Source organism: Haemophilus sp. HN_Hi08 (assembly GCF_049824455.1).
Classification (GTDB): domain Bacteria; phylum Pseudomonadota; class Gammaproteobacteria; order Enterobacterales; family Pasteurellaceae; genus Haemophilus; species Haemophilus influenzae_D.
On the sequence record NZ_CP187493.1, the window covers coordinates 770,544 to 794,090 of the forward strand.

The following is a 23,547-nucleotide window of genomic DNA, read 5'->3' on the forward strand; positions in this document are numbered from 1 at the left end:
AAAATGAATTTCTAGAAAAATAGTGAGTTTACAGATAAAAATACCATATAAATGGTAAAATGACCCATATTTGATCTGCACCCAAAAAATTAGACTAAATCAGCAACTAACTAAGATGCAGATTTTTTATAGCCAAATACAACACTCTTTTCAAACAACAAGTCATCGAATTTTATATTCAAAATGGTAAAAATCATTCACTCATCCGTAAAAATTTTCAACTTGACAGCAGAACATTGCGAGATTAGATTAACCAGTTTAATCATAGTAGAATCAATGGGTTAGCTGTGCTGGGTAAGAAGCGAAATTACTCACTTAAATTTAAACTTAACGTGATACAAACGGTTAAAAATGGGCAATTTTTTGTAGAAACTTCCTGTTTATACTTTGGTATTGCTAATCAGCTTGTTATTATCCGATGGTTACAAGTCTTTGAAAAAAAGTATAAATGGCTTAATACCCAAACATGGAGGTTTCTTAAACATGGAACCTAAATACCTTAAAATTGCCATCCAAACCGAACCACTGAAGATGAACGTTTGAAATATTGGATTTTGGAGCTGGAAGCAAAGAATGTCATTCTAAAAAAGATGAAAGGCATCTTTGGATGATTAAAAACGGAATGTATTACGGTGAACGATTTGAGACGTTTGAAGAACTGGAAAAAACGCTCTAGGAGTATATTTATTATTACACCATGAGCGTATTCAGGATATACTAAAAGGACTAAGTTATGTGAATGATAGAACTCAGTCTTTGAATTAAATAAGTCTAACTTCTTGTGGAAGATCAAAGATACGGGGCATTATTGTTTATACTTTTAGTTCTTCAATTTTTCTCACATTTTCGATAGCTTGATCAGCCTCAATGCGTTGTATAAAAGCTGAAAGTTGAGTTAAGTGGCTGAAATCTATGCCTACTGCTCGACACCAATTTAGCATAATGTAAAGATACGCATCGGCAACTGAAATCGATTCGCCAAAATAGATATGGCTTTCTAAATGTTCATTTGCGACTGCAAGTTGATCTAAAATTTGCTCTACTGATAGCTGGCGAATAGTGTGTGAGAGTGTTTCGTTATCTTTCGCATAGTTTGGTAAACGGAATAGAGGCACAAAAGATTTATGAATATCCGCATTAAAAAATGCTAACCAGCGAGCGGCTTTGGCTTTATCACGTACCGTTTTGCTACCGAATAATTTTGAATTCGGATAAAGTTCATCTAAATAGTGCAAAATTGCTTGATTTTGCGATAGAACTAAATCGCCATCAACTAATACGGGTACTGCCCCGCGTGGATTCAATGATAAAAATTCAGGTGATTTAATTAACTCACGCGTGACAGCTTCAAATTCATAATCCGCATTTTCACGTATTTTTACCCACTCTAATGCCACATGTGGAACAAATGAGCACGCACCAATTAAACCATATAATTTCATAAAATACTCCTGTTGGTTTATGATCTATTGATGGAATTATACTGTTTTATACGAGGAATATCTAATTTATTGAAATTGCTTCTTACTATTTTTTTAATCGTAAAGTGAACTAATAATTTAGTTACTTTGATATATTTTTTAGAGTAATGCCTTAGATATTGATGTCAATTGAAAGATAGATTTTTATGATTTAAGCACGAAAAATAAGGATTGAGGGAGTATAATAATTACATATTTATGAGTATTTGGAATATTTGCTAATTATTTTTGAATTTATAAGATGATAGTATACGGAATGTTAATGGAGTTCATGATATATAGGTGATACCTTTAGAAGACAGAACGTTAGGATACTAAAAAAACCTTGGGACATCCCAAGGTTTTTTAGATTATCATTAAATATAATGAATTATGCACCCAAACGCTCTTTAATACGAGCTGATTTACCTGAACGTGCACGTAAGTAGTAAAGTTTAGCTTTACGTACCGCACCTTTACGTTTAACTGCGATAGAATCTACAGCTGGAGAGTGAGTTTGGAATACGCGCTCAACGCCTACGCCATTAGATACTTTACGTAAAGTGAATGCTGAGTGCAAGCCTCGGTTACGAATTGCAATAACCACGCCTTCGAATGCTTGCAAACGACGTTTGCTACCTTCAACTACCCATACTTTAACTTCTAAAGTATCACCTGGGCGGAAGCTAGGTACATTTTGTTTTAATTGTTCTTGTTCAAGTTGTTTGATAATGTTAGACATTGTTTGATCCTTTATTGATCCTAGATGTAACTGAAACTAACTGTTATGCTCGGCTTGCACCTCTTTTAACAGTTTACGTTGTTCGTCAGTCAGAGCTAGGCTTTCTAAGAGCTCAGGGCGTCGGAGCCACGTTCTTTGTAGCGATTGTTTTAATCGCCATTTCCGAATTTCTTCGTGATGTCCCGACATCAGCACGGACGGTACAGTTAATCCTTCTAACACTTCTGGTCTAGTGTAATGTGGGCAATCTAATAAACCATCTGCAAAAGAATCTTCTTCTGCGGAGGCTTGCTTGCCTAATACACCGGGAATAAAACGTGCAACAGCATCAATTAATGTCATTGCCGGCAATTCCCCACCGGTCAGAACGTAATCGCCAATTGACCATTCTTCATCGATTTCAGTTTGAATCAATCGCTCATCAATACCTTCGTAACGTCCACATACCAAAATCAATTTCTGATTTTGAGCAAGCTCGGTTACGCCGCCTTGATCGAGTTTACGTCCTTGTGGCGAAAGGTAAATCACCTTTGCGCTTTCTCCTGCCGCTGCTTTCGCAGCATGAATCGCATCCCGTAAAGGTTGCACCATCATCAGCATTCCCGGACCACCACCATAAGGACGGTCATCCACGGTTTTATGCTTGTCGAATGTAAAATTTCTAGGATTCCAACATTCTACTTGCAGAAGATTATGTTTTACGGCTCTACCTGTAACCCCAAATTCCGTAATCGCTTTAAACATTTCGGGGAATAATGAAATCACCCCTATCCACATAAAAAGCCTACTACATTACGTTTGTGCATACTTGAGATTAGAAACCAGCGTCCCAATCCACTTCAATTGTTTTCGTGGTGAGATCGACTCTTTTAACTACTTGTTCATACAAGAACGGAATTAACCGCTCTTGTTTTCCAAAAGCATCTTTGGTATTGGCTTTAACCACTAACACATCATTAGAACCTGTTTCCATCATCTCTGTTACCATTCCCATTGTATAACCTTCTAAGTTTACGACTGAACAACCGATTAAATCGTGCCAGTAATAATCGCCCTCTTCCAGTTTTGGGAATACAGATAAATCCACACCAATTTCAATATTCGCTAAAATTTGTGCTGCTTCACGATCATCAACGCCTTTTAATTTAACGATGATTTCGTGATTATGATAACGCCAGTTTTCTAATTCAATTGATTGCCATTCGCCTTTGATTTTTAAAAACCAAGGTTGATAATCAAAAATGCTTTCAGCTTGTTCTGTTGATGAATAAATACGTAACCACCCACGAATACCGTAGGTTGAGCCTAATTTGCCCACAACTTCAATATGTTGTTGTTCCATATTTCTCACCTATCTTCGTTTAAGAACTAAATCAAAAAGCAAAATTATGCTGCTTTTTGAGCTTCTTTTACCAAAGTTGCAACACGATCAGAAAGTGAAGCACCTTGAGCAACCCAGTGATTTACACGCTCAAGATTAATGCGAAGACGTTCTGCGTTACCCTGTGCGATTGGGTTGAAGAAACCTACACGCTCAATGAAGCGACCGTCACGAGGTGAACGGCTGTCAGCTACTACGATTTGATAAAATGGACGTTTTTTAGCTCCGCCACGAGATAAACGAATGGTTACCATAACCTTCCTCTAAATGTTTAATTACTAAAAGAATATTCTCAAATTCGAAAGTTATTTAAGAATATAGCTTACTTTTTTCTCTGTATATATAGACAAAAAGCCTGAGAATTTTATACTTTTCAATCAAAATTGCAAGTTTTGTGTGCATAAAAGTAGGTTATATTCCTCTTAATTATCATTCACAATTTATTTTATTTTGCGATATAATACGAGGCATTCAGCTGTTTTAGGTTAAATTTACGCGTATAGCGGTATTTTACATTAATAAAATATCAGTTAAATGAGGTTTATTATGAAAATTGGTTTTCATTCTGTGTTAATTGGATTGGCATCATTTATTGGTGTTCAACAAGATGTCATAGCTAATCCATCTTCTCATCAATCAATATCTACTGAATCAGCTGAGGCTTTGAAGCAACAATTTTCAATAGCTTTAGCTAAACAAGACAAACAACAAATTACAAATTTACAAAAAAAACTGACCGCACTTTTTTCTTTACCTCCCCAATTTCTTGATAATCAGATCCAAATAAGCGAAAAAATCCTCACTCGCATTTTTAAAACAGATAAAAATCTCACTCCTAAATTTCTTGATTACTTATATTTTGAGCCGATAAATACTGGCGATGCTAATTTAATTCAGGAAATGAAGAAAAACTTATTGGTATCTTTTTTAGCAAATGAGCAAGCAAAAATTTATATTCGTCAAACAGATAATTCGGAGCAATTTGTTCAGGCTTTAATGGAGCGGGGAGCGAAAGCAGATCAAATTATATTATTGTCTTTGAATGCCAAAGATATATTTCAAAAAATGATTGAACAAATGCGTCAAGATTTTCCTAATCAAACTATTTTTCCGATTACTGAAAATCGTGTAAGTTTGATTACTCCTTCTTCTGAAATTAAGCCTCGCCTTGCTTTAGCAAATATGATGTTCAATCTCCAATTTAAAGGTGTGGAAGTTGATGATTTTTCGTATCTAGATCAACCTCGAGAAAATTTACAGCACAATAATGATGCAATTCGTTACAAAACCTTTCAAGCAATGCTAGAAGGTTTAAATTAATCCCTTATCAACAGGAGTTTTTATGCTTTTATCCAAAAAATCAGCCACCTTTGCACTCAGTGCATTCGCGATGCTTTTCACTAGTGCAGCTCTTGCCAAAGAAGCACCACAAGCTCACAAAGCTGTGGAATTAAGTATTTTGCACATTAATGATCACCATTCTTATTTAGAACCACACGAAACACGGATTAATTTAAATGGTCAGCAAACCAAAGTGGATATTGGTGGTTTTTCTGCTGTCAATGCAAAACTTAACGAATTGCGTAAAAAATACAAAAATCCATTAGTACTGCATGCAGGTGATGCCATTACTGGTACACTTTACTTTACGCTGTTTGGCGGTTCTGCAGATGCTGCAGTGATGAATGCAGGTAATTTCCATTATTTTACTTTGGGTAATCATGAATTTGACGCGGGTAATGAAGGGTTATTAAAACTGCTTGAGCCATTAAAAATCCCTGTGCTTTCAGCTAATGTGATTCCTGATAAAAGTTCAATTTTGTATAACAAATGGAAACCTTACGATATTTTCACAGTGGATGGAGAAAAAATTGCCATTATCGGTTTAGATACCGTGAAGAAAACAGTGAATTCCTCTTCTCCTGGTAAGGATGTGAAGTTCTATGATGAAATTGCTACCGCACAAATTATGGCAAATGCTTTAAAACAACAAGGCATTAATAAAATCATTTTACTTTCACACGCTGGAAGTGAAAAAAATATCGAAATTGCTCAAAAAGTAAATGATATTGACGTTATTGTTACTGGCGATTCACATTATTTATACGGAAATGATGAATTACGTGGTTTAAAATTGCCAGTAATCTATGAATATCCCCTTGAATTTAAAAATCCAAATGGCGAACCAGTATTTGTAATGGAAGGCTGGGCTTATTCTGCTGTTGTGGGTGATTTAGGTGTTAAATTCAGTCCTGAAGGTATTGCGTCTATTACTCGTAAAATTCCTCACGTGTTAATGAGCTCTCATAAACTTCAAGTGAAAAATTCTGAAGGTAAATGGGCTGAATTAGCTGGCGATGAACGTAAAAAAGCACTTGATACTTTAAAATCAATGAAAAGTATTTCACTTGATGATCACGATACGAAAACCGATAAGCTTATTGCTAAATATAAAAGTGAAAAAGATCACTTAGCACAAGAAATTGTGGGCGTCATCACTGGTTCTGCAATGCCAGGTGGTTCAGCAAACCGTATCCCAAATAAAGCAGGTTCAAATCCTGAAGGTTCTATTGCAACACGTTTTATTGCAGAAACAATGTATAACGAACTCAAAACGGTGGATTTAACCATTCAAAATGCAGGTGGTGTGCGTGCAGATATTTTACCAGGCAATGTGACTTTTAATGATGCTTATACTTTCTTACCTTTCGGAAATACGTTATATACCTACAAAATGGAAGGTTCGTTAGTGAAACAAGTGCTTGAAGATGCGATGCAATTTGCTTTAGTTGATGGCTCTACAGGCGCATTCCCTTATGGCGCAGGCATTCGTTATGAAGCGAATGAAACACCAAATGCGGAAGGTAAGCGTTTAGTGAGTGTTGAAGTCTTGAATAAACAAACCCAACAATGGGAACCGATTGATGATAACAAACGTTATCTTGTCGGAACAAATGCTTATGTTGCAGGCGGTAAAGACGGTTACAAAACCTTTGGTAAATTATTTAATGATCCAAAATATGAGGGCGTTGATACCTACTTACCTGATGCAGAAAGTTTCATAAAATTTATGAAAAAACACCCGCACTTTGAGGCTTATACTTCATCAAATGTGAAGTTTAATGCTTCAACTGATGCGTTACCTAAAAAATAAAATTGAAAAATAGGCTAAAAATAGCGCGTACTTAATGCGCTATTTTTGTTATTAGTCTGAGGCTTGAAGACTTCATAGATGATTGAGAATTTTAACTATTCCATATTTAGATGATTTCTCGTAGAAAATAAATTCCCTATAAAGGTTGAAAAATAGGGTAATTTATTGCGATAATCTACCCCATTTTTTGGGAGATCTTTCTATCTTCTGCATTTTTACGCAGTTTATTTTCATTAGAAATGATCGCATTTTATTTCACTTTTATTAGATAAAGAACAATGGCGGAAAAACGTAATATTTTTTTAGTAGGGCCAATGGGGGCGGGTAAAAGCACTATCGGTCGTCAATTAGCACAACAGCTTAATATGGATTTTATTGATTCCGATGCAGTGATTGAAGAGCGTACGGGCGCGGATATTAGCTGGATTTTTGATTTGGAAGGCGAAGACGGCTTCCGCAAACGTGAAGAACGCATTATTAACGAACTCACACAAATGCAAGGTATCGTTCTTTCAACTGGTGGTGGCGCAGTGCTTTCTAAGGAAAGCCGTAACTATTTATCAGCACGCGGTATTGTGATTTATTTAGAAACGACGGTGGAAAAACAATTCCAACGTACTCAACGTGATAAAAAACGTCCATTGCTTCAAGATGCAGAGAATCCTCGTCAAGTATTGGAAGATTTAGCAAAGACTCGCAACCCGTTTTATGAAGAAATTGCGGACATCACGTTGCCAACCGATGAACAAAATGCCAAAGTAATGGTAAATCAAATTGTTGATTTAATTGATAATATGACTGGACTAAATGGTTCGCTTTAAACACACCTAAGGATAAATTATGTTGTGCGTCAATGTGGAATTGCAAGAGCGTCGCTATCCTATTTTAATTGGTAGTGGCTTATTGCAAGATGAACGTAGTTACCCGATTAAACGTGGGGATCGCGTGATGATTGTAACGAATCCCACGGTTGCACAGTTTTATCTTGATACAGTTATCTATGCGTTAGAAAAACGTGGTTGCGTGGTCGATCATGTTTTATTGCCAGATGGCGAAAAATACAAAACACTTGAATCTTTAAACTTAATTTTCACCGCACTTTTGCAAGGTAATCATGGACGAGATACCACGATTATTGCATTGGGAGGCGGCGTAATTGGCGATGTTGCTGGATTTGCTGCGGCAAGTTATCAGCGCGGCGTCCGTTTAATTCAAATTCCAACCACATTGCTTTCACAAGTGGATTCTTCAGTGGGCGGTAAAACGGCGGTTAATCATGAATTAGGCAAAAATATGATTGGCGCGTTCTATCAGCCATCAATGGTTATTATTGATACGCTCACGCTTAATACCCTTCCTAAACGTGAAGTAAACGCGGGGCTTGCCGAAGTTATCAAATACGGTGCCATTTTAGATTACGAATTTTTTGAATGGCTAGAACAACATATTGATGAACTTGTCGCTTTGCATCCTGAGGCACTTCAACATTGTATTTCTCGTTGTTGCCAAATTAAAGCAGATGTGGTCGCGAGAGATGAAACAGAAAAAGGCGATCGTGCATTGCTCAATCTTGGACATACTTTTGGGCATGCCATTGAAACTCATCTAGGTTATGGAAACTGGCTTCATGGAGAAGCTGTTTCAACGGGAATGATGATGGCAGCGGCGCTTTCTGAAGAACTTGGAGATATTTCTATTGCAGATGTGTCTCGCCTTGAAAAATTACTTGCTCGTGCCAATTTGCCCACCGTATCACCGGATACAATGCAGCCAGAAGACTATTTACCGCATATGATGCGTGATAAAAAAGTTCTAGCGGGTAAATTGCGTCTGGTGCTACTCAAATCTCTAGGTCAAGCTTATGTGGCGAATGATACCGATCATACCCTCGTGTTAAATGCAATTCGTCGTTGTACTCAAACGGATTAAGATGTTACGTCCGAAAAAACAATCTTTAAAACCTAAGTTAAAACACCGTCCATTTTTAAAATGGGCGGGGGGAAAATTTCGCTTAACGGACGATATAAATAAAGCCTTTCCAAATAAAAAAAACTGCTTAATTGAGCCATTTGTGGGTGCTGGAGCAGTATTTCTTAATTCTAATTTTGAACGCTATATTTTGGCAGATATCAACCCAGATTTAATCAATCTATTCAATATTATTAAAGAAAATGTAGAGGGGTATATTGAAGCTTGTAAACCGATTTTTTTTGCTGATGATGCCAATACACCCGATTATTACTATGATAAACGTCGTCAATTCAATGCTTCTACGGATCCTTTCGAACGTTCGATTATTTTTTTATATTTGAACCGTTTTGGTTTTAACGGATTATGCCGTTATAACAACAAAAATGAATTTAATGTGCCTTTTGGGGCTTACAAAACTCATTATTTTCCAGAAGATGAATTACGTTATTTTGCGCATAAAGCGCAAAGTGCGGTGTTTTTATGCTGTGATTTTCAAAAAACTTTTGAATTTGCCGATAAAGATTCGGTGATTTATTGCGATCCACCTTATGCTCCGCTACAACAGGATACTAATTTTACTGGTTATGCGGGCAATGAGTTTGGTTTGATACAGCAACGTGCTTTGGCAGATTTAGCGAAATCTATACAAAAAGAAAAACAAATTCCGATATTGATTTCTAATCACGATACTAAATTTACCCGTGAAATTTATAACGGTGCAAAATTTAAACGGGTAAAAGTTCAACGTTCTATTAGTCAGAATTCAGAAAAACGCGTAAAAGTGAAAGAATTGATTGCGATATTTGGTGCTCGTAAATAATAAAAATAAACCGCACTTTTGTTAGTGTTTGGTTAGATGACTGTTTTCTTTAAATCATCCAGCGTATTAAAATTCTCGAAGTTGCCTTCTTCTTGCGCAAAATTTACTGAAATCCCGTCATTTTCTTTCATAAACTGTAAAAGGCGTCGTTCACCCGATGCTAAATAGTGTCGTAATTGTTCTTTTAGTTGAACGGACATTAAACAAAAAACGGGATGTTCACGTTCCTCATCGCAAGCATAAGCAATGAAAGTGCGGTGATTTTCAACCGCACTTTTAAGTTTATCTAAAAGATTAGTTGGGAAAAAAGGCGTATCACAAGGTGTAAAAAGGATGAAGTCGCTTTTTGTCTTTTCTAGGGCTGTTAGCATGCCGCTCAATGGCCCTTGAAAATCGGGCAGTTCATCGGAAAAAACAGGAAAGCCAAATTTTGCATATTCTGTTTGACTTCGGTTAGCGTTAATTGAAATATCATGAACTTGTGGCTGCAAGCGATTAATAACATGTTGAATTAAAGATTGTTTACCTAAAATCTGTAATCCTTTATCTTGCTCGCCCATTCTGCGTGCTTTGCCACCTGCCAAAATTACCGCACTTATTGTAATTGTCATATTTTAATCTATCGTTATTTCAAGTATCATTTGCCTATTTTTTACGATTAAAAAGGAAATAGCAATGAAATGTAAGCGTTTAAATGAAATTTTGGAACTTTTACAGCCTTATTGGTCTAAAGACCCAGATCTGAGCTTAATGGAAATTTTGCAAAAAATTGCCAATGAATCAGGTTTCCAAAAGCCATTACATGAATTAACTGATGAAGTGATTATTTATCAGTTAAAAATGGATGGTACAGATAAACATGAGCCAATTCCTGGTCTCAAAAAAGATTACGAAGAAGATTTTAAAACCGCATTGCTCTGTGCTCGCGGTATCATTAAATAAGAAGGAAAGCAAATGAAAAAAGTATTACTTGCGTTAGGTTTAGGTGTTAGCACGCTTATGTCTGTAAATAGTTTTGCCGCAGATTTACAAGAAGGCAAACAATATGTTCAAGTGAGCCAACAAGCTTCACAACAAAAAGAAGTGATTGAGTTTTTCTCATTCTACTGCCCACATTGTTACGCCTTTGAAATGGAATACAAAATTCCACAACAAGTCGAAGATGCTTTACCAAAAGATGTGAAATTTAAACAATATCATGTAAATTTCTTAGGTCGTCAATCTGAAAACTTAACGCGCGCTTGGGCGTTAGCAATGGCATTAGGCGCAGAAGGTAAAGTAAAGGCTCCATTATTTGAAGCAGCTCAAAAAGATGCCTTGAAATCAATGGATGATATTCGAGCTATTTTCTTATCGAATGGTGTAACCGCCGAGCAATTTGATGGTGGCATTAATAGTTTTGCAGTAAATGGTTTAGTTAATAAACAAGTAAATGCCGCAGAACAATTTAAAGTGCATGGCGTACCTGATTTTTATGTCAATGGTAAATTCCGCGTAAACCCTGAAGGGTTAAATTACGATGATTTCGTGAAAGATTATGTGCAAACCGTAAAAGGTTTATTGCAAAAATAACGAAAAATTGGTTTAATGCCAGCCCTATTTTGTAAATATTAATGAAAGAAGAGAGAATATTATGGCTGCAAGTTTTAGCGTAACGCGTCGTTTCTTTGACGACAAAAACTACCCACGTGGTTTTTCCCGTCACGGTGATTACACAATCAAAGAATCACAGGTGCTTGAGCAATATGGTCAAGCGTTCAAAGCATTGGATTTAGGGGAACGTGAGCCAGCGACTAAAGAAGAAAAAGATTTCGTCGCTTTTTGCTGTGGCGAGCGTGCAGCAGAGACTTTCTTTGAAAAAACTTGGAATAAATATCGCTCTCGTATTAACACTAAAAAACGTGTTTACACCTTATCTGGTGATGTGAGTGAAGCTGCTTCTAGCGGAGATGATTATTCCGGCGAATAAGATACATTAAATAAGGCAGGCGGAAGTCTGCCTTTTGTTTTTGAATAGCTTGTGAAATATCGCGTAATTCACGGCTGATAACTTTATTCTCCTATCTTTGTATGAAAGATTCGTCTTCATACATCCTATGAATACTAATTTCTATGCAATTACCGATTTCTCAATACAACGAACTGCTACAAAAAAAACTTGAAAAATTAACTGTACTTTTGCGTCCTTTCAATGCACCTGATATTCAAGTTTTTGACTCACCAACAAGTCATTATCGTATGCGTGCGGAGTTTCGTATTTGGCACGAGCAAGATGATTTTTACCATATTATGTTTGATCAAGCGACCTTGCAACGTTATCGCGTAGATGAATTTCCAATCGCTAGCACACTGATTAATCGAATGATGCAAACCTTATTACCTTTGTTAAAACAACAAGAAGTGCTACACAAAAAATTATTCCAAATTGATTACCTTAGTACCTTGAGTAATAAGATTATTGTGAGCTTGCTTTATCATAAAACACTCACTGAAGAATGGGAAAGTACGGCTAAAAATCTGAAAGATTTACTCGAAAAGCAAGGTTTTGATGTGCAAATAATCGGGCGTGCAAGTAAACAAAAAATTTGTTTTGAGCAAGATTATGTGGATGAAGTTTTACCTGTGAATGGCAGAAATTATGTCTATCGCCAAGTCGAGAATAGTTTTACCCAGCCAAACGCAACGGTAAACTGCAAAATGCTTGAATGGGCAATTGATTGTACCCAAAATAGCAAAGGTGATTTATTAGAACTTTACTGCGGAAATGGTAATTTTTCTATCGCACTTGCACAAAATTTCCGTAAGGTATTAGCAACAGAAATCGCCAAACCTTCTGTAGCCGCCGCACAGTTTAATATCGCTGAAAATAAAGTCGATAATTTACAAATTATCCGTATGTCAGCAGAAGAATTTACGCAGGCTATGAATGAGGTTCGAGCCTTTAATCGCTTGAAAGGGATTGATTTAAAATCTTATGAATGTAATACCATTTTTGTCGATCCACCTCGTGCAGGGCTTGATCCTGATACAGTGAAACTTGTACAAAATTACGATCGCATTTTGTATATTTCCTGTAATCCACATACGCTGTGCGATAATCTAATTGAACTATCAAAAACGCACCGCATTGAAAAAGCAGCGTTATTTGACCAATTCCCTTATACTGACCACATGGAAAGCGGCGTATGGCTCATTCGCAAGTAGGTATTCAACTAATTTCTGAATCTTCAGAAAAAACATTAGCAGAATTGACCGCACTTTGTGCTGAACATAACATTATTCATGATGAACAAAGCCCACTTGCGCTTGTTCAGACCGATGAACGTTTAGAACTTCGTAAACTAGACGAACCTAAACTCGGAGCTGTTTATGTTGATTTTGTAGGTGGTACAATGGCTCATCGTCGTAAATTTGGTGGTGGGCGTGGCGAAGCCGTAGCGAAAGCAGTAGGGATTAAAGGCTCGGCATTGCCAACGGTTATTGATGCCACAGCAGGTTTAGGACGTGATGCCTTTGTGCTGGCGTCGATAGGCTGCCAAGTTCGTTTAGTGGAACGTCATCCTGTTGTTTTTTTACTTATGCAAGATGGTTTAAATCGTGCTTATCAAGATGAAGAAATCGGCGAGATGTTGCAACAAAATTTGCGCTTGCTGAATGTTCAGCATATTAATGAACTTGATCCTAATATTGATTATGCCGATGTGGTTTACCTCGATCCAATGTATCCGCATAAACAAAAATCTGCACTAGTAAAAAAAGAAATGCGTGTATTCCAGCATTTAGTCGGGGCTGATTTAGATGCCGATGAATTGCTTTTACCTGCATTACAATTAGCTAAAAAACGTGTGGTCGTGAAGCGTCCTGACTATGCAGAGTTTCTTTGTGGAAAACAACCGCACTTTAGCCGTGAAACGAAAAATCATCGCTTTGATATTTATATGGGAGCATCACAATGCTAAGAGAAAGTGCCGTTGTTATTAGCTATGAAAATGGTATTGCCAAAGTGAAATGCCAATCCCAAAGTGCCTGTGGACAATGTGCGGCTAAAAACAGTTGTGGAACATCAAGTCTTTCCGAATTAAACGGCAAACGTGGCGAGCATATTTTTCATGTGGAAACATTAATGCCATTACGCGAAGGTCAAATTGTTGAAATTGGATTAGAAGAAAAGTCGATGTTGTTGTCGGCATTATTGATGTATGTTGTACCGCTTCTAACTTTACTGATTGCGACGATGTTGTCCGATTGTATCAGCGATAATGAAATCCTGCGTGCCATTTTAATCTTTGGATTAACCGCACTTTCTTTTATTTTTGTAAAATCTTACAGTAGAAAATTAGGACAACAAACAGAATTTCAGCCTGTTTTATTGCGCATATTATCTTAAGTTTTTTATTCGCTTTTTATTATTTCTGCGATCTAGATCGCAAACTATAAAGCTAGTTGAGTAATTCTCTTTCTATTCCAGCAAAATTTCTCTTTTATTCATCGGAGAAACTATGCTGAATTTATTTAAATTGCCCATTGAAAAAAGCTCTTTAGAGGTTTGGTCAAAACTCAGTGATGATGTGGCAAAAGTTGCTATTCTAGCAATGCCTGTTATACTTTATGGCGAGCAACCGCTTTTCCTAAAAGGATTAAATATTAGTTTTTTGCTCATTATTGCTTATGCTTGTCTTGTGATGGGGCGTAAATTTCGTCAATTAGTGGAGGGGAAATAATATGTGGCTTACTATAGGGCTTGGCATTGTTGCACTTCTTGCTATCGGCGGACTTATTTTTGCCAATTATGTAGCAAAACATTCTTAATTTATTAACCCCGATCTTTCGGGGTTTTCCGTATCTAAAGTGCGGTTATTTTTAAGGTTATTTTTATGAACAATCAGATTCCTTTACTTGGAATTACCGGTTATAGCGGTAGTGGTAAAACAACGTTGTTAGAAAAACTTATCCCAGAACTTATCGTTCGTCACATTCGCGTTTCAGTGATTAAACATAGCCATCACAATATGCAAGTTGATAAAGAAGGCAAAGATAGTTGGCGTATGAAAGAGGTGGGATCATCTCAGGTCATTTTAGCGAATGATGAACGCTGGGCGATTATGACGGAAACACCAAAACCTGTTTCATTGGATTATTTAGCACAACAATTTGACCGCACTTTAACTGATTTAGTGTTGGTAGAGGGGTTTAAACAAGAGCCAATTCCAAAGATTTTGCTCCATCGTCAGGAAATGACAAAACCTTTACCCGAAATTGACGAATATGTAGTGGCGGTTGCGACGAATTATCCCCTTGAAATTGATCGCACTTTGTTGGATATTAACTGCATTCCGCAAATTGCCGATTTTATTGAAAATTGGTTGCACCATTTTCACGGAGCACGATGACTGAATCCAATGCCTATCGCGGTTTAGCTTGGGTAGCAGCAATGGCACTTTTTATGCAAAGCCTCGATGCGACCATTCTAAATACAGCTTTACCCGCGATATCTTCCGATTTACATAAACCCGCCTTTGAAATGCAAATGGCGATTATTGCTTATTCTTTAGCCGTTGCATTATTTATTCCTCTTACCGCTTGGGCGGCTGCAAAATTTGGGACATTGAGCGTTTTTCGTGGTGCAGTTTTTACGTTTATTTTAGGATCTATCGCTTGTGCTGCTGCGCCTAATTTAGAAAGTTTAATTTTAGGCAGAGTGATTCAGGGGCTAGGCGGAGCATTTATGATGCCCGTTGCACGTTTAGCTATTATTCAAGCGGTACCTAAACAACAATTAGTGAATGCTTGGAATTTAATGGCAACTGCAGGTTTGATCGGGCCAATTCTAGGGCCTATTTTAGGTGGATGGTTAGTCATTCACGCCAGTTGGCACTGGATTTTTTTAATCAATATTCCAATTGGTGTGCTAGGGATTTTGGCATCGGGTAGCGTGATGAACAATATCAAAGGCGAGGCAGAGAAATTAGATTGGACAGGTTTTTTACTCTTTGCATCAGGGCTAGTTGGCATTACGCTTGGTTTGGATTTACTCGGCGAAAGTCAGCATAATTCAAGTGTAACTTATAGCATATTAGTTGTTGGTATTTTATTACTCGTGGCTTATTGTGGTTATGCCAAAAATAATGAAGATGCTATTTTACCTTTATCCCTTTTCCGCACTCGTACATTCAGATTAGGCATTATTGCCAATATTTTTATCCGATTATCTGCATCTGGTGTGCCCTTTTTATTGCCTTTAATGTTTCAATTATCTTTCGGTTATAGTGCGGAAATGTCAGGCTGGCTCTTAGCACCGATTGCGTTAATTTCTGTGATGTTGAAAATATTAATTGGACGAATTTTAAATCGTTGGGGCTATAAAACAACGCTAATTTCATCCGCACTTTTGATGGCAGGTTCTGTGATTTCAATGGCTTGGTTAGATAAACAAAGTTCTCTGACTTGGATTATTTGTAATCTTATGTGGTATGGGGCTTGTATGTCGATCATTTTTACTTCAATCAATACATTAGCAGTCGGTGATCTTTCAAAACAACAGTCTGGCACAGGCTCTACCGTATTAAGTATTGTACAGCAAGTTGGGATTGGATTTGGTATTGCTATTTCATCGATAATTCTAAATCTCTATAGACATTTTTTTAGCGCAAGTGATGGTTTACAACAGGCTTTTAGCTATACTTTTTTAACCTCATCACTTTTTGCAATCGCCTTAGTTTGGTCGCTTATGAAATTACACAAAAATGATGGCGATCATTTACGAAAAATGCCTTAGATTAATTTGTTATAATCCATAGAATTTTTTTATTTAAAAAAAGGGAAATTTGCTTATATCTTATTGATATTTCTTGTTGGTGGAGATAGCTCCATCGTTTAACCATAAATGGTGGGGCATTCCCTGCCTAACATTGAGGTATGCTTATGAAACTAAAAGCAACATTAACTCTCGCCGCTGCAACTCTTGTTTTGGCAGCTTGTGATCAATCTAGCTCGGCAAATAAATCTACCGCTCAAACTGAAGCAAAATCCTCGTCAAATAATACTTTCGTTTATTGCACAGCGAAAGCTCCATTGGGATTTAGCCCTGCGTTAATAATTGAAGGTACTTCTTATAATGCAAGCTCACAACAAGTGTATAACCGCTTAGTTGAATTTAAAAAAGGCTCAACGGATATTGAACCAGCTTTAGCTGAAAGCTGGGAAATTAGCGATGATGGCTTAAGTTATACTTTTCATTTGAGAAAAGGGGTTAAATTCCACACAACAAAAGAATTTACCCCGACACGTGATTTTAATGCAAATGATGTTGTATTTTCATTCCAACGTCAGTTAGATCCAAATCATCCATATCACAATGTATCTAAGGGGACTTATCCATATTTTAAAGCAATGAAATTCCCTGAATTGTTGAAATCAGTGGAGAAAGTAGACGATAACACAATTCGTATTACCTTAAACAAGACAGATGCGACTTTCTTGGCTAGTCTTGGTATGGATTTTATTTCTATTTATTCTGCAGAATATGCTGATTCAATGCTGAAAGCGGGTAAACCAGAAACGCTTGATAGTCGCCCAGTGGGGACAGGCCCTTTTGTTTTTGTGGATTATAAAACAGATCAAGCCATACAATATGTTGCGCATGAAAATTATTGGAAAGGTAGAACACCTTTAGATCGTTTAGTCATTAGCATTGTGCCTGATGCAACAACACGTTATGCAAAATTACAGGCGGGTACTTGCGATTTAATTTTATTCCCAAATGTAGCGGATTTAGCCAAAATGAAAACCGATCCAAAAGTACAACTTTTGGAACAAAAAGGTTTGAACGTAGCGTATATCGCATTCAATACCGAAAAAGCACCGTTTGATAATGTCAAAGTGCGCCAAGCGTTGAATTACGCAGTGGATAAAAAAGCGATTATTGAAGCGGTTTATCAAGGCGCAGGAACATCAGCTAAAAACCCACTTCCTCCAACAATTTGGAGTTATAATGATGAAATTCAAGATTATCCGTACGATCCAGAAAAAGCAAAACAACTTTTAGCAGAAGCGGGTTATCCAAATGGTTTTGAAACTGATTTCTGGATTCAACCTATTATTCGTGCTTCTAATCCAAATCCAAAACGTATGGCTGAATTAATTATGGCGGATTGGGCGAAAATTGGTGTAAAAACTAACCCAGTGACTTATGAATGGGCTGATTATAGAAAACGAGCAAAAGAGGGAGAATTAACTGCGGGTATCTTTGGTTGGTCTGGCGACAATGGCGATCCTGATAATTTCTTATCCCCATTATTAGGTAGCTCAAATATAGGTAATTCTAATATGGCACGTTTCAATAATTCAGAATTTGATGCTTTACTCAATGAGGCTATTGGATTAACCAATAAGGAAGAACGTGCGAAACTTTATAAACAAGCTCAAGTTATTGTCCATAATCAAGCACCTTGGATTCCAGTTGCCCACTCTGTTGGTTTTGCGCCACTTAGTCCTCGTGTAAAAGGTTATGTACAAAGCCCATTTGGCTATGACGCTTTTTATGGTGTGAGTGTTGATGGTAAATAATTCATATTGATTTACTTATTTTAAGCCCTTATTTATAAGGGCTTTTTATTTATCAAGGATTATTCTGTAAAAAATATGTTAAATAACTTTAACTTGAGTATAATGCTCAGCATTATTTCTATCGGATATGATTCCGTAGAATAATAAAAATTAATTGTTAATATAAGGAACAAAAATGGATTTCAATCGAATTATCACTCATATGAATGATCATCATCAAGATGATATGGCTGCCCTTTGTAAAAAATTTGGTGGCGAAAAGGAAATCACAGATGTGACGTTAGTTAATGTAGATTTTGCTGGTTTAGATTTTAAATATAATAGTGGCAAAACATTACGTGTGGAGTTTCCACAACAAGCTGACGCAGGTTCAATTAAACAAGCTATCATCAATCTTTGTGTAGAAAATAAACCAGTTGCAAATTACGATCGTATCAAGGCTAAAATTGATGAATTTCGTCAAGAGTTTAAAAGCTGTGTGCTTTCTACTTTAGATAAAGATGGCTTACCGATGGCGTCTTATGCACCAATTATTTTCTTTGATGGAAAATATTATATTTATATCAGTGCCATTGCAGAGCATTATGAGAATTTAAAACGCAATCCAAATCAAGTAGAAGTGATGTTTTTAGAAGATGAAAACAAAGCGAAGTCAATTATTGTGCGTACTCGCTTACGTTATAAAGCAAGTGCACGTTTTATTCCTCGCAAAGATCCAATTGTTGAACAAGTCTTAGATAAATTAGCGGAAACGATGAATGATGTAGGCGGAATTAAAACGATTCGTGAATTTACTGATTTTGATTTAGTTGAACTTACATTTGGAACAGGTCGTTTTGTAAGAGGTTTTGGCCAAGCCTATTTAATTGATGCTAATGGGGAAATTTCTCATATTGGCGTCAAAGGCAATCCACATGAAAAAGAAAGCGATAAATAATATTGTCTCTTAATATGTAGATAATAAACATGAGAGTTTCCTTTTTTGTTTAGATTGATTTTGACAGTCATATTCTAAATGGGAATCTCTCACTTTTTATTGTGATTTGTCTGATTAAGACTGATCTTCTGCAGTATAGTTAGATTTTCAGATTCCTATTAATCACAATGGCGTATTTACCTTCTTTATAAGCCATATTTAAAACCCAATATGCTTTATTCTTCACTTTTTAATGAATCTTGGATGTCTAGTTTTATATCCCCTAATCTTGTGTTTTTTAAGGGATTAGCTGCTGATATAATAAAGTATTTTTGAATGAATTTTTGCTTTTTTCAACTCAAATTAGTCTTTGTATCCCTTTCTGGTTTTCTAACCAGTATGTATTGATCGATAAGGCTTGGTAATGACATTCATCAATTTGGCTTCTTTTACTGCTTACTTATTGAAAATTAAGGATTTTTTCGTTGCCTCTTGTTATTTCATGAAAATAAGATTCTATTTTAGTTTTAAATTGATAGTAATTATTCTTTAAAGTAAGTTCATAATTCGCTTTTTTCTCTTTGATTTGTTTTTACGCATTATTTCTAATACATTTGATTGTGCATTTTTCTTCCCAACTAATTTTTTTACACACGTAATGTTATATAAGGCACGTTGCGTTTCAGAATTAAAACCGTGCCTTAAGTTTTTTCTATCTACAAAGATTGATTATTACAATCCTATCTTATTGATAAATTTAATAAAAATATCATTAAAGGATTAAGGCTAAATTCGTTTCATAATTTGCTCTATTCTATTATCAACAGGAATACTTTGTTCAAAAGAGCGATATTTTTCAACCAATTAAGATGATAATTACCAAAAAATTTAAAGTGTTTACTCCTAACATAACGGCAGTCAAGATAAGAAAAACAATATCAAGGAAATTGTTTTTTTATTATGGGGTATAGGGCTAAGGAAGTTTATAAATCATTGAAAAACTAAAGATATTCATATAATTTTCAAAATTATGATATTGAGGATATATTGATCATAAATTTAAGAGAAAGTTTAATCTTGTTAGTTTCTTAAGACCTATGATTTATATTTGAGTTTGAAAGTGTTAGAATGCTGAAATTTTTATTTGAGAGTTTTTAAAAAATGATGAAAGAAAATATTAATGATTTTCTCAATACCATTTTAAAAGGTGATTGTATTGAGAAATTAAAAACAATTCCGAATGAAAGTATTGATTTAATCTTTGCGGATCCACCTTATTTTATGCAGACAGAAGGCAAATTATTACGAACTAACGGAGATGAATTTTCAGGTGTTGATGATGAGTGGGATAAATTCAATGATTTTGTAGAATATGACTCCTTTTGTGAATTATGGTTAAAAGAATGCAAAAGAATCCTTAAATCAACCGGGTCTATTTGGGTTATCGGTTCGTTTCAGAATATTTATAGAATCGGCTATATTATGCAAAATTTGGATTTTTGGATTTTAAATGATGTGATTTGGAATAAAACGAATCCAGTACCAAACTTTGGCGGTACAAGGTTTTGTAATGCTCACGAGACTATGCTATGGTGTTCGAAATGTAAAAAAAATAAATTTACTTTTAATTATAAAACAATGAAGCATTTAAACCAAGAAAAGCAAGAACGGAGTGTTTGGTCGTTATCATTGTGTACAGGTAAAGAGAGAATTAAAGACGAAGAAGGCAAAAAAGCCCATTCTACTCAAAAGCCAGAGTCGTTGCTTTACAAGGTAATTTTATCATCTTCAAAGCCAAATGATGTAGTGTTAGACCCATTTTTTGGGACTGGTACAACTGGGGCGGTGGCGAAAGCATTGGGACGGAATTATATAGGAATCGAGCGAGAACAAAAATACATTGATGTAGCCGAAAAAAGACTCCGAGAAATCAAGCCAAACCCTAATGATATTGAATTACTTTCTTTGGAAATAAAGCCCCCAAAAGTGCCAATGAAAACGCTTATTGAAGCCGATTTTTTGAGAGTGGGGCAAACTTTGTTTGATAAAAATGAAAATGCAATTTGTATTGTTACACAAGACGGCAATGTAAAAGACAATGAAGAAACCTTATCAATACATAAAATGAGTGCCAAATACCTAAATAAAACGAATAATAATGGCTGGGATTATTTTTATTTATTTAGAAATAATAATTTTATTACCCTTGATAGTTTAAGATATGAATACACTAACCAATAAGGCAAATCCTATGAATGATGAAATTTCCGACCTAATAAACCAAGCGGTTTCTAATATTTTAATCAATAGTAGTAGTGAAAACAAACTAAAAAAATTGATTAAAACGCATGATGTAAAAATTCATTTTGTACCGAGAAATTACCGTATTTTTGGCGGAATTTTGCAAAGTATGAACATTCAATTTGGTAATTTTTTAGAAGAATTTATGACTCTTCTAATAAAATCTGATGGGCGTTATGATATTTTGGAAGAATACAGTGGTAAAAAAAGTAATAAATTTCAATTGTCTACAAGTAATGACAATCGAATTGACCAATTCATAAGTTTTTGTCAGCGTAGTGACTCAATTAATCTCGATGAAGAATTTCCAAAACTTCTAAATGAAGTAAAAAATGATAATGATACAAATCTTTCTTCAATTAGCCACGATATTGACATTTTATTTAGAAATAAAGAAACTGGCGTTATTTATTATTTAGAAGTGAAATACAATGACGACCACGACACAGGAAAATTTGTTGATATAAACAGAAAATTTATTAAAACATACGCTTATTTGGTGCGTGAATTTCCAAACACAGAAATTAAACCAATACTTTTCTTTTTCAATAACAAGAAAATGAAAGGGAATATTTATGTTCCAGAAAATACTAATATTAGGCGTGGTAAATCGTTTTTTGATGAATTTTTAAAAATCAAATATGAAGATGTTGACTCGTATATACGAAACCTTTCAGAAAGTCCCGATAATATTAAAGCCTTTGATGATTTATACAGAAAAATAATGGCTATGAAATAGAGGAAACAAAAATACTCATATTTTAATTAATGAAAATTTTGTAGTGTCCTAAAAAGGTTCTATAAAAAATTCCAAACAAAAAGTAGCGAGAATAATGTGTATTTGAGTTTTAAATACATAATTTATCGTTTATTACTATTACGGCAACAGTATCTCAAAATTATTTGTCATTCGTCATTGGATTAGAATGCGGTAAGCTAAAGTTGTTATTTTCCCACATAGCTGTTTTATCACATTAAGGTTTTTAATATTGGTTTTATCTACATTAATGCTTGTCATTGGAGTAAAAGTTAGAAAAACAAAATTTAGATTTAGCTCCTTTTCCAAGAGACATACTTTATTTTTATTAAGGACAAGGTTTACTCACCATAATTTCGATAACTTGTCTGTCGATATGTTGCATACTTTTTGATGCAATAGCGCAGAGATTATCAATGGTTCGATCAAGATCATGTTCGACAATCCCTTCGTTGCCCGTAACGTGGGTTTCATCCATTGCCATAAGTACTGATTTATAGCCCGAGGCAACGCTGGTGGAGACTTTCATTGCACAGCTATTGGCTGCGCCATCACAGATAATGCCACTAATATCGCCAATCATGCTACAGATACCCATACTAGCTGTTTCAAATTTGCCAGTGAGTAAATAAGCAATACCAGCACAACTTCCCATTGATGCCGTAGTTACAGTACAAAGAGCGGAGAGTTTTGGCAATTTACTATGAATATAAATAGCCATTAAGTGGGATAAGAAAAGTGCGCGGATTCGTTTTTCTTCACTTACTTTGAGATAATCTGCAACGACAACAACAGGCATCGTTGCCGCAATACCTTGATTGCCTGAACCAGAATTGCTCATCGCTGGCAAGGTTGCGCCGCCCATTCTTGCATCTGATGCGGCTGTGGTTTCAATCATAATTTTGCTTAGCAAATCATCAGAAATTAAACCACTACCTACTTGTTTTCTCAACGTGCGACCAATATGCAAGCCATAATTTTCTCGCAAACCTTCATCTGAAAGTGCTCGATTAAGCTCTGCAGCTTGACGAATAAAACGAATTTTTTCTAATTCAACAGCATTGGAAAATTCAAAAATCTCTCGTGCAGTAATTTGTTTGAAGACTTCATAGGGATCGCAATTGGTACACTCACTAATTTTTGTTCAAGCATATTTTTGGCGGCAGTAACTTGCTCTGGCGTAATATGTTTTAATACTTCCAAACCGCCATCTGGATTACCGCCTAATGCGCCAATTGCCGCAGCTATGGGCAATCTCACCATACCTGTTCCAGGCACGGCAACGCCCAATCCATTTTTCATTAAGTTAGGAGATACTTTGGCTTCAATGTGTTCAGGTTTTTTGCCTAAATATTTCGCTGTTGTAGCAGATGCGAACGCAAGAGAAATCGGTTCGGTACAGCCTAAGGCTGGCACAACATCATTTTTAACGATTTGGAGTAATGGTTTTTCAATTTCGTTAAGTCTTTCTAAATTCATT

General features: G+C 35.8%; 24 protein-coding genes and 2 pseudogenes. 19 read left to right on the top strand and 7 right to left on the bottom strand.

Going from position 1 to position 23,547, the window contains the following annotated elements; translation table 11 throughout:
• Window positions 1-128: 128 nt before the first annotated feature.
• Window positions 129-593 (top strand): annotated as a pseudogene (locus ACPT8O_RS03890) (IS3 family transposase); the annotation flags it as partial.
• A 219-nt stretch (window positions 594-812) separates the two neighbouring features.
• Here ACPT8O_RS03890 and ACPT8O_RS03895 read toward each other — a convergent pair.
• The 5 genes from ACPT8O_RS03895 to rpsP all read right to left on the bottom strand — a co-directional run bounded on the left by ACPT8O_RS03895 (window position 813) and on the right by rpsP (window position 3,837).
• Window positions 813-1,442, bottom strand: coding sequence for a glutathione S-transferase family protein (locus ACPT8O_RS03895; RefSeq protein WP_021035620.1), 630 nt, complete (start codon window positions 1,440-1,442; stop codon window positions 813-815).
• A gap of 409 nt (window positions 1,443-1,851) precedes the next feature.
• A complete protein-coding gene (gene rplS / locus ACPT8O_RS03900) occupies window positions 1,852-2,202 on the bottom strand; it encodes a 50S ribosomal protein L19 (RefSeq protein ID WP_021035619.1) in 351 nt (116 codons plus the stop codon).
• A 36-nt stretch (window positions 2,203-2,238) separates the two neighbouring features.
• A complete protein-coding gene (gene trmD / locus ACPT8O_RS03905) occupies window positions 2,239-2,979 on the bottom strand; it encodes a tRNA (guanosine(37)-N1)-methyltransferase TrmD (RefSeq protein WP_021035618.1) in 741 nt (246 codons plus the stop codon).
• A gap of 37 nt (window positions 2,980-3,016) precedes the next feature.
• The gene (gene rimM, locus ACPT8O_RS03910) at window positions 3,017-3,544 is read right to left on the bottom strand and encodes a ribosome maturation factor RimM (protein WP_021035617.1); all 528 of its coding nucleotides are present in this window, start codon (window positions 3,542-3,544) and stop codon (window positions 3,017-3,019) included.
• Between the two features lie 44 nt (window positions 3,545-3,588).
• Entirely contained in the window at window positions 3,589-3,837 is a 249-nt protein-coding gene (rpsP, locus tag ACPT8O_RS03915; protein ID WP_021035616.1) for a 30S ribosomal protein S16, read from the bottom strand.
• A gap of 292 nt (window positions 3,838-4,129) precedes the next feature.
• Here rpsP and ACPT8O_RS03920 point away from each other — a divergent pair, with 292 nt between their 5' ends.
• The 5 genes from ACPT8O_RS03920 (at window position 4,130) to ACPT8O_RS03940 (ending at window position 9,528) form a co-directional block, all read left to right on the top strand.
• Entirely contained in the window at window positions 4,130-4,903 is a 774-nt protein-coding gene (locus tag ACPT8O_RS03920) for a hypothetical protein (RefSeq protein ID WP_021035615.1), read from the top strand.
• A 22-nt stretch (window positions 4,904-4,925) separates the two neighbouring features.
• A complete protein-coding gene (gene nadN, locus ACPT8O_RS03925) occupies window positions 4,926-6,737 on the top strand; it encodes an NAD nucleotidase (RefSeq protein WP_021035614.1) in 1,812 nt (603 codons plus the stop codon).
• Window positions 6,738-7,015: 278 nt separating this feature from the next.
• Window positions 7,016-7,558, top strand: coding sequence for a shikimate kinase AroK (gene aroK, locus ACPT8O_RS03930; RefSeq protein WP_021035613.1), 543 nt, complete (start codon window positions 7,016-7,018; stop codon window positions 7,556-7,558).
• Window positions 7,559-7,577: 19 nt separating this feature from the next.
• Window positions 7,578-8,666: a 3-dehydroquinate synthase gene (gene aroB, locus ACPT8O_RS03935; RefSeq protein WP_005626439.1), complete on the top strand. Its 1,089-nt coding sequence runs from the start codon at window positions 7,578-7,580 to the stop codon at window positions 8,664-8,666.
• A 1-nt stretch (window position 8,667) separates the two neighbouring features.
• Window positions 8,668-9,528 carry a Dam family site-specific DNA-(adenine-N6)-methyltransferase gene (locus ACPT8O_RS03940; protein ID WP_021035612.1) on the top strand — a complete coding sequence of 287 codons (861 nt, stop codon included), beginning with the start codon at window positions 8,668-8,670 and terminating at the stop codon, window positions 9,526-9,528.
• Between the two features lie 32 nt (window positions 9,529-9,560).
• Here ACPT8O_RS03940 and mobA read toward each other — a convergent pair whose 3' ends face one another.
• Complete coding sequence (mobA, locus tag ACPT8O_RS03945) at window positions 9,561-10,139, bottom strand: molybdenum cofactor guanylyltransferase MobA (RefSeq protein ID WP_021035611.1); 579 nt, start codon at window positions 10,137-10,139, stop codon at window positions 9,561-9,563.
• Window positions 10,140-10,203: 64 nt separating this feature from the next.
• Between mobA and ACPT8O_RS03950 the strand changes: the two genes are divergently transcribed.
• The 13 genes from ACPT8O_RS03950 to ACPT8O_RS04010 all read left to right on the top strand — a co-directional run bounded on the left by ACPT8O_RS03950 (window position 10,204) and on the right by ACPT8O_RS04010 (window position 22,049).
• Window positions 10,204-10,470: a YihD family protein gene (locus ACPT8O_RS03950; RefSeq protein ID WP_021035610.1), complete on the top strand. Its 267-nt coding sequence runs from the start codon at window positions 10,204-10,206 to the stop codon at window positions 10,468-10,470.
• A 12-nt stretch (window positions 10,471-10,482) separates the two neighbouring features.
• Window positions 10,483-11,100: a thiol:disulfide interchange protein DsbA gene (gene dsbA, locus ACPT8O_RS03955; RefSeq protein WP_021035609.1), complete on the top strand. Its 618-nt coding sequence runs from the start codon at window positions 10,483-10,485 to the stop codon at window positions 11,098-11,100.
• A gap of 61 nt (window positions 11,101-11,161) precedes the next feature.
• A complete protein-coding gene (locus ACPT8O_RS03960) occupies window positions 11,162-11,497 on the top strand; it encodes a DUF413 domain-containing protein (protein WP_021035608.1) in 336 nt (111 codons plus the stop codon).
• A gap of 143 nt (window positions 11,498-11,640) precedes the next feature.
• Entirely contained in the window at window positions 11,641-12,732 is a 1,092-nt protein-coding gene (gene trmA, locus ACPT8O_RS03965; RefSeq protein ID WP_021035607.1) for a tRNA (uridine(54)-C5)-methyltransferase TrmA, read from the top strand.
• Entirely contained in the window at window positions 12,714-13,487 is a 774-nt protein-coding gene (locus ACPT8O_RS03970) for a class I SAM-dependent methyltransferase (protein WP_021035606.1), read from the top strand. The genes trmA and ACPT8O_RS03970 overlap by 19 nt, the downstream gene beginning before the upstream one ends.
• Window positions 13,481-13,915, top strand: coding sequence for a SoxR reducing system RseC family protein (locus ACPT8O_RS03975; protein WP_021035605.1), 435 nt, complete (start codon window positions 13,481-13,483; stop codon window positions 13,913-13,915). Before ACPT8O_RS03970 ends, ACPT8O_RS03975 begins: the two co-directional genes overlap by 7 nt.
• Window positions 13,916-14,027: 112 nt before the next feature.
• Complete coding sequence (locus ACPT8O_RS03980; protein WP_021035604.1) at window positions 14,028-14,249, top strand: hypothetical protein; 222 nt, start codon at window positions 14,028-14,030, stop codon at window positions 14,247-14,249.
• A gap of 153 nt (window positions 14,250-14,402) precedes the next feature.
• Entirely contained in the window at window positions 14,403-14,918 is a 516-nt protein-coding gene (gene mobB / locus ACPT8O_RS03985; protein WP_021035603.1) for a molybdopterin-guanine dinucleotide biosynthesis protein MobB, read from the top strand.
• Complete coding sequence (locus ACPT8O_RS03990) at window positions 14,915-16,303, top strand: DHA2 family efflux MFS transporter permease subunit (protein WP_425623342.1); 1,389 nt, start codon at window positions 14,915-14,917, stop codon at window positions 16,301-16,303. Before mobB ends, ACPT8O_RS03990 begins: the two co-directional genes overlap by 4 nt.
• Window positions 16,304-16,449: 146 nt before the next feature.
• A complete protein-coding gene (locus ACPT8O_RS03995; protein WP_050829125.1) occupies window positions 16,450-18,093 on the top strand; it encodes an ABC transporter substrate-binding protein in 1,644 nt (547 codons plus the stop codon).
• A gap of 175 nt (window positions 18,094-18,268) precedes the next feature.
• Window positions 18,269-19,030 (top strand): HugZ family heme oxygenase, encoded by a 762-nt coding sequence (locus ACPT8O_RS04000; RefSeq protein ID WP_425623343.1) that lies wholly within the window; start codon window positions 18,269-18,271, stop codon window positions 19,028-19,030.
• Between the two features lie 1,140 nt (window positions 19,031-20,170).
• Entirely contained in the window at window positions 20,171-21,250 is a 1,080-nt protein-coding gene (locus ACPT8O_RS04005) for a DNA-methyltransferase (RefSeq protein ID WP_021035599.1), read from the top strand.
• Window positions 21,251-21,260: 10 nt separating this feature from the next.
• Complete coding sequence (locus tag ACPT8O_RS04010; RefSeq protein ID WP_021035598.1) at window positions 21,261-22,049, top strand: HinfI family type II restriction enzyme; 789 nt, start codon at window positions 21,261-21,263, stop codon at window positions 22,047-22,049.
• 346 nt (window positions 22,050-22,395) lie between these two features.
• Here ACPT8O_RS04010 and ACPT8O_RS04015 read toward each other — a convergent pair.
• Window positions 22,396-23,546 (bottom strand): annotated as a pseudogene (locus ACPT8O_RS04015) (serine dehydratase subunit alpha family protein).
• Window position 23,547: the final 1 nt, after the last annotated feature.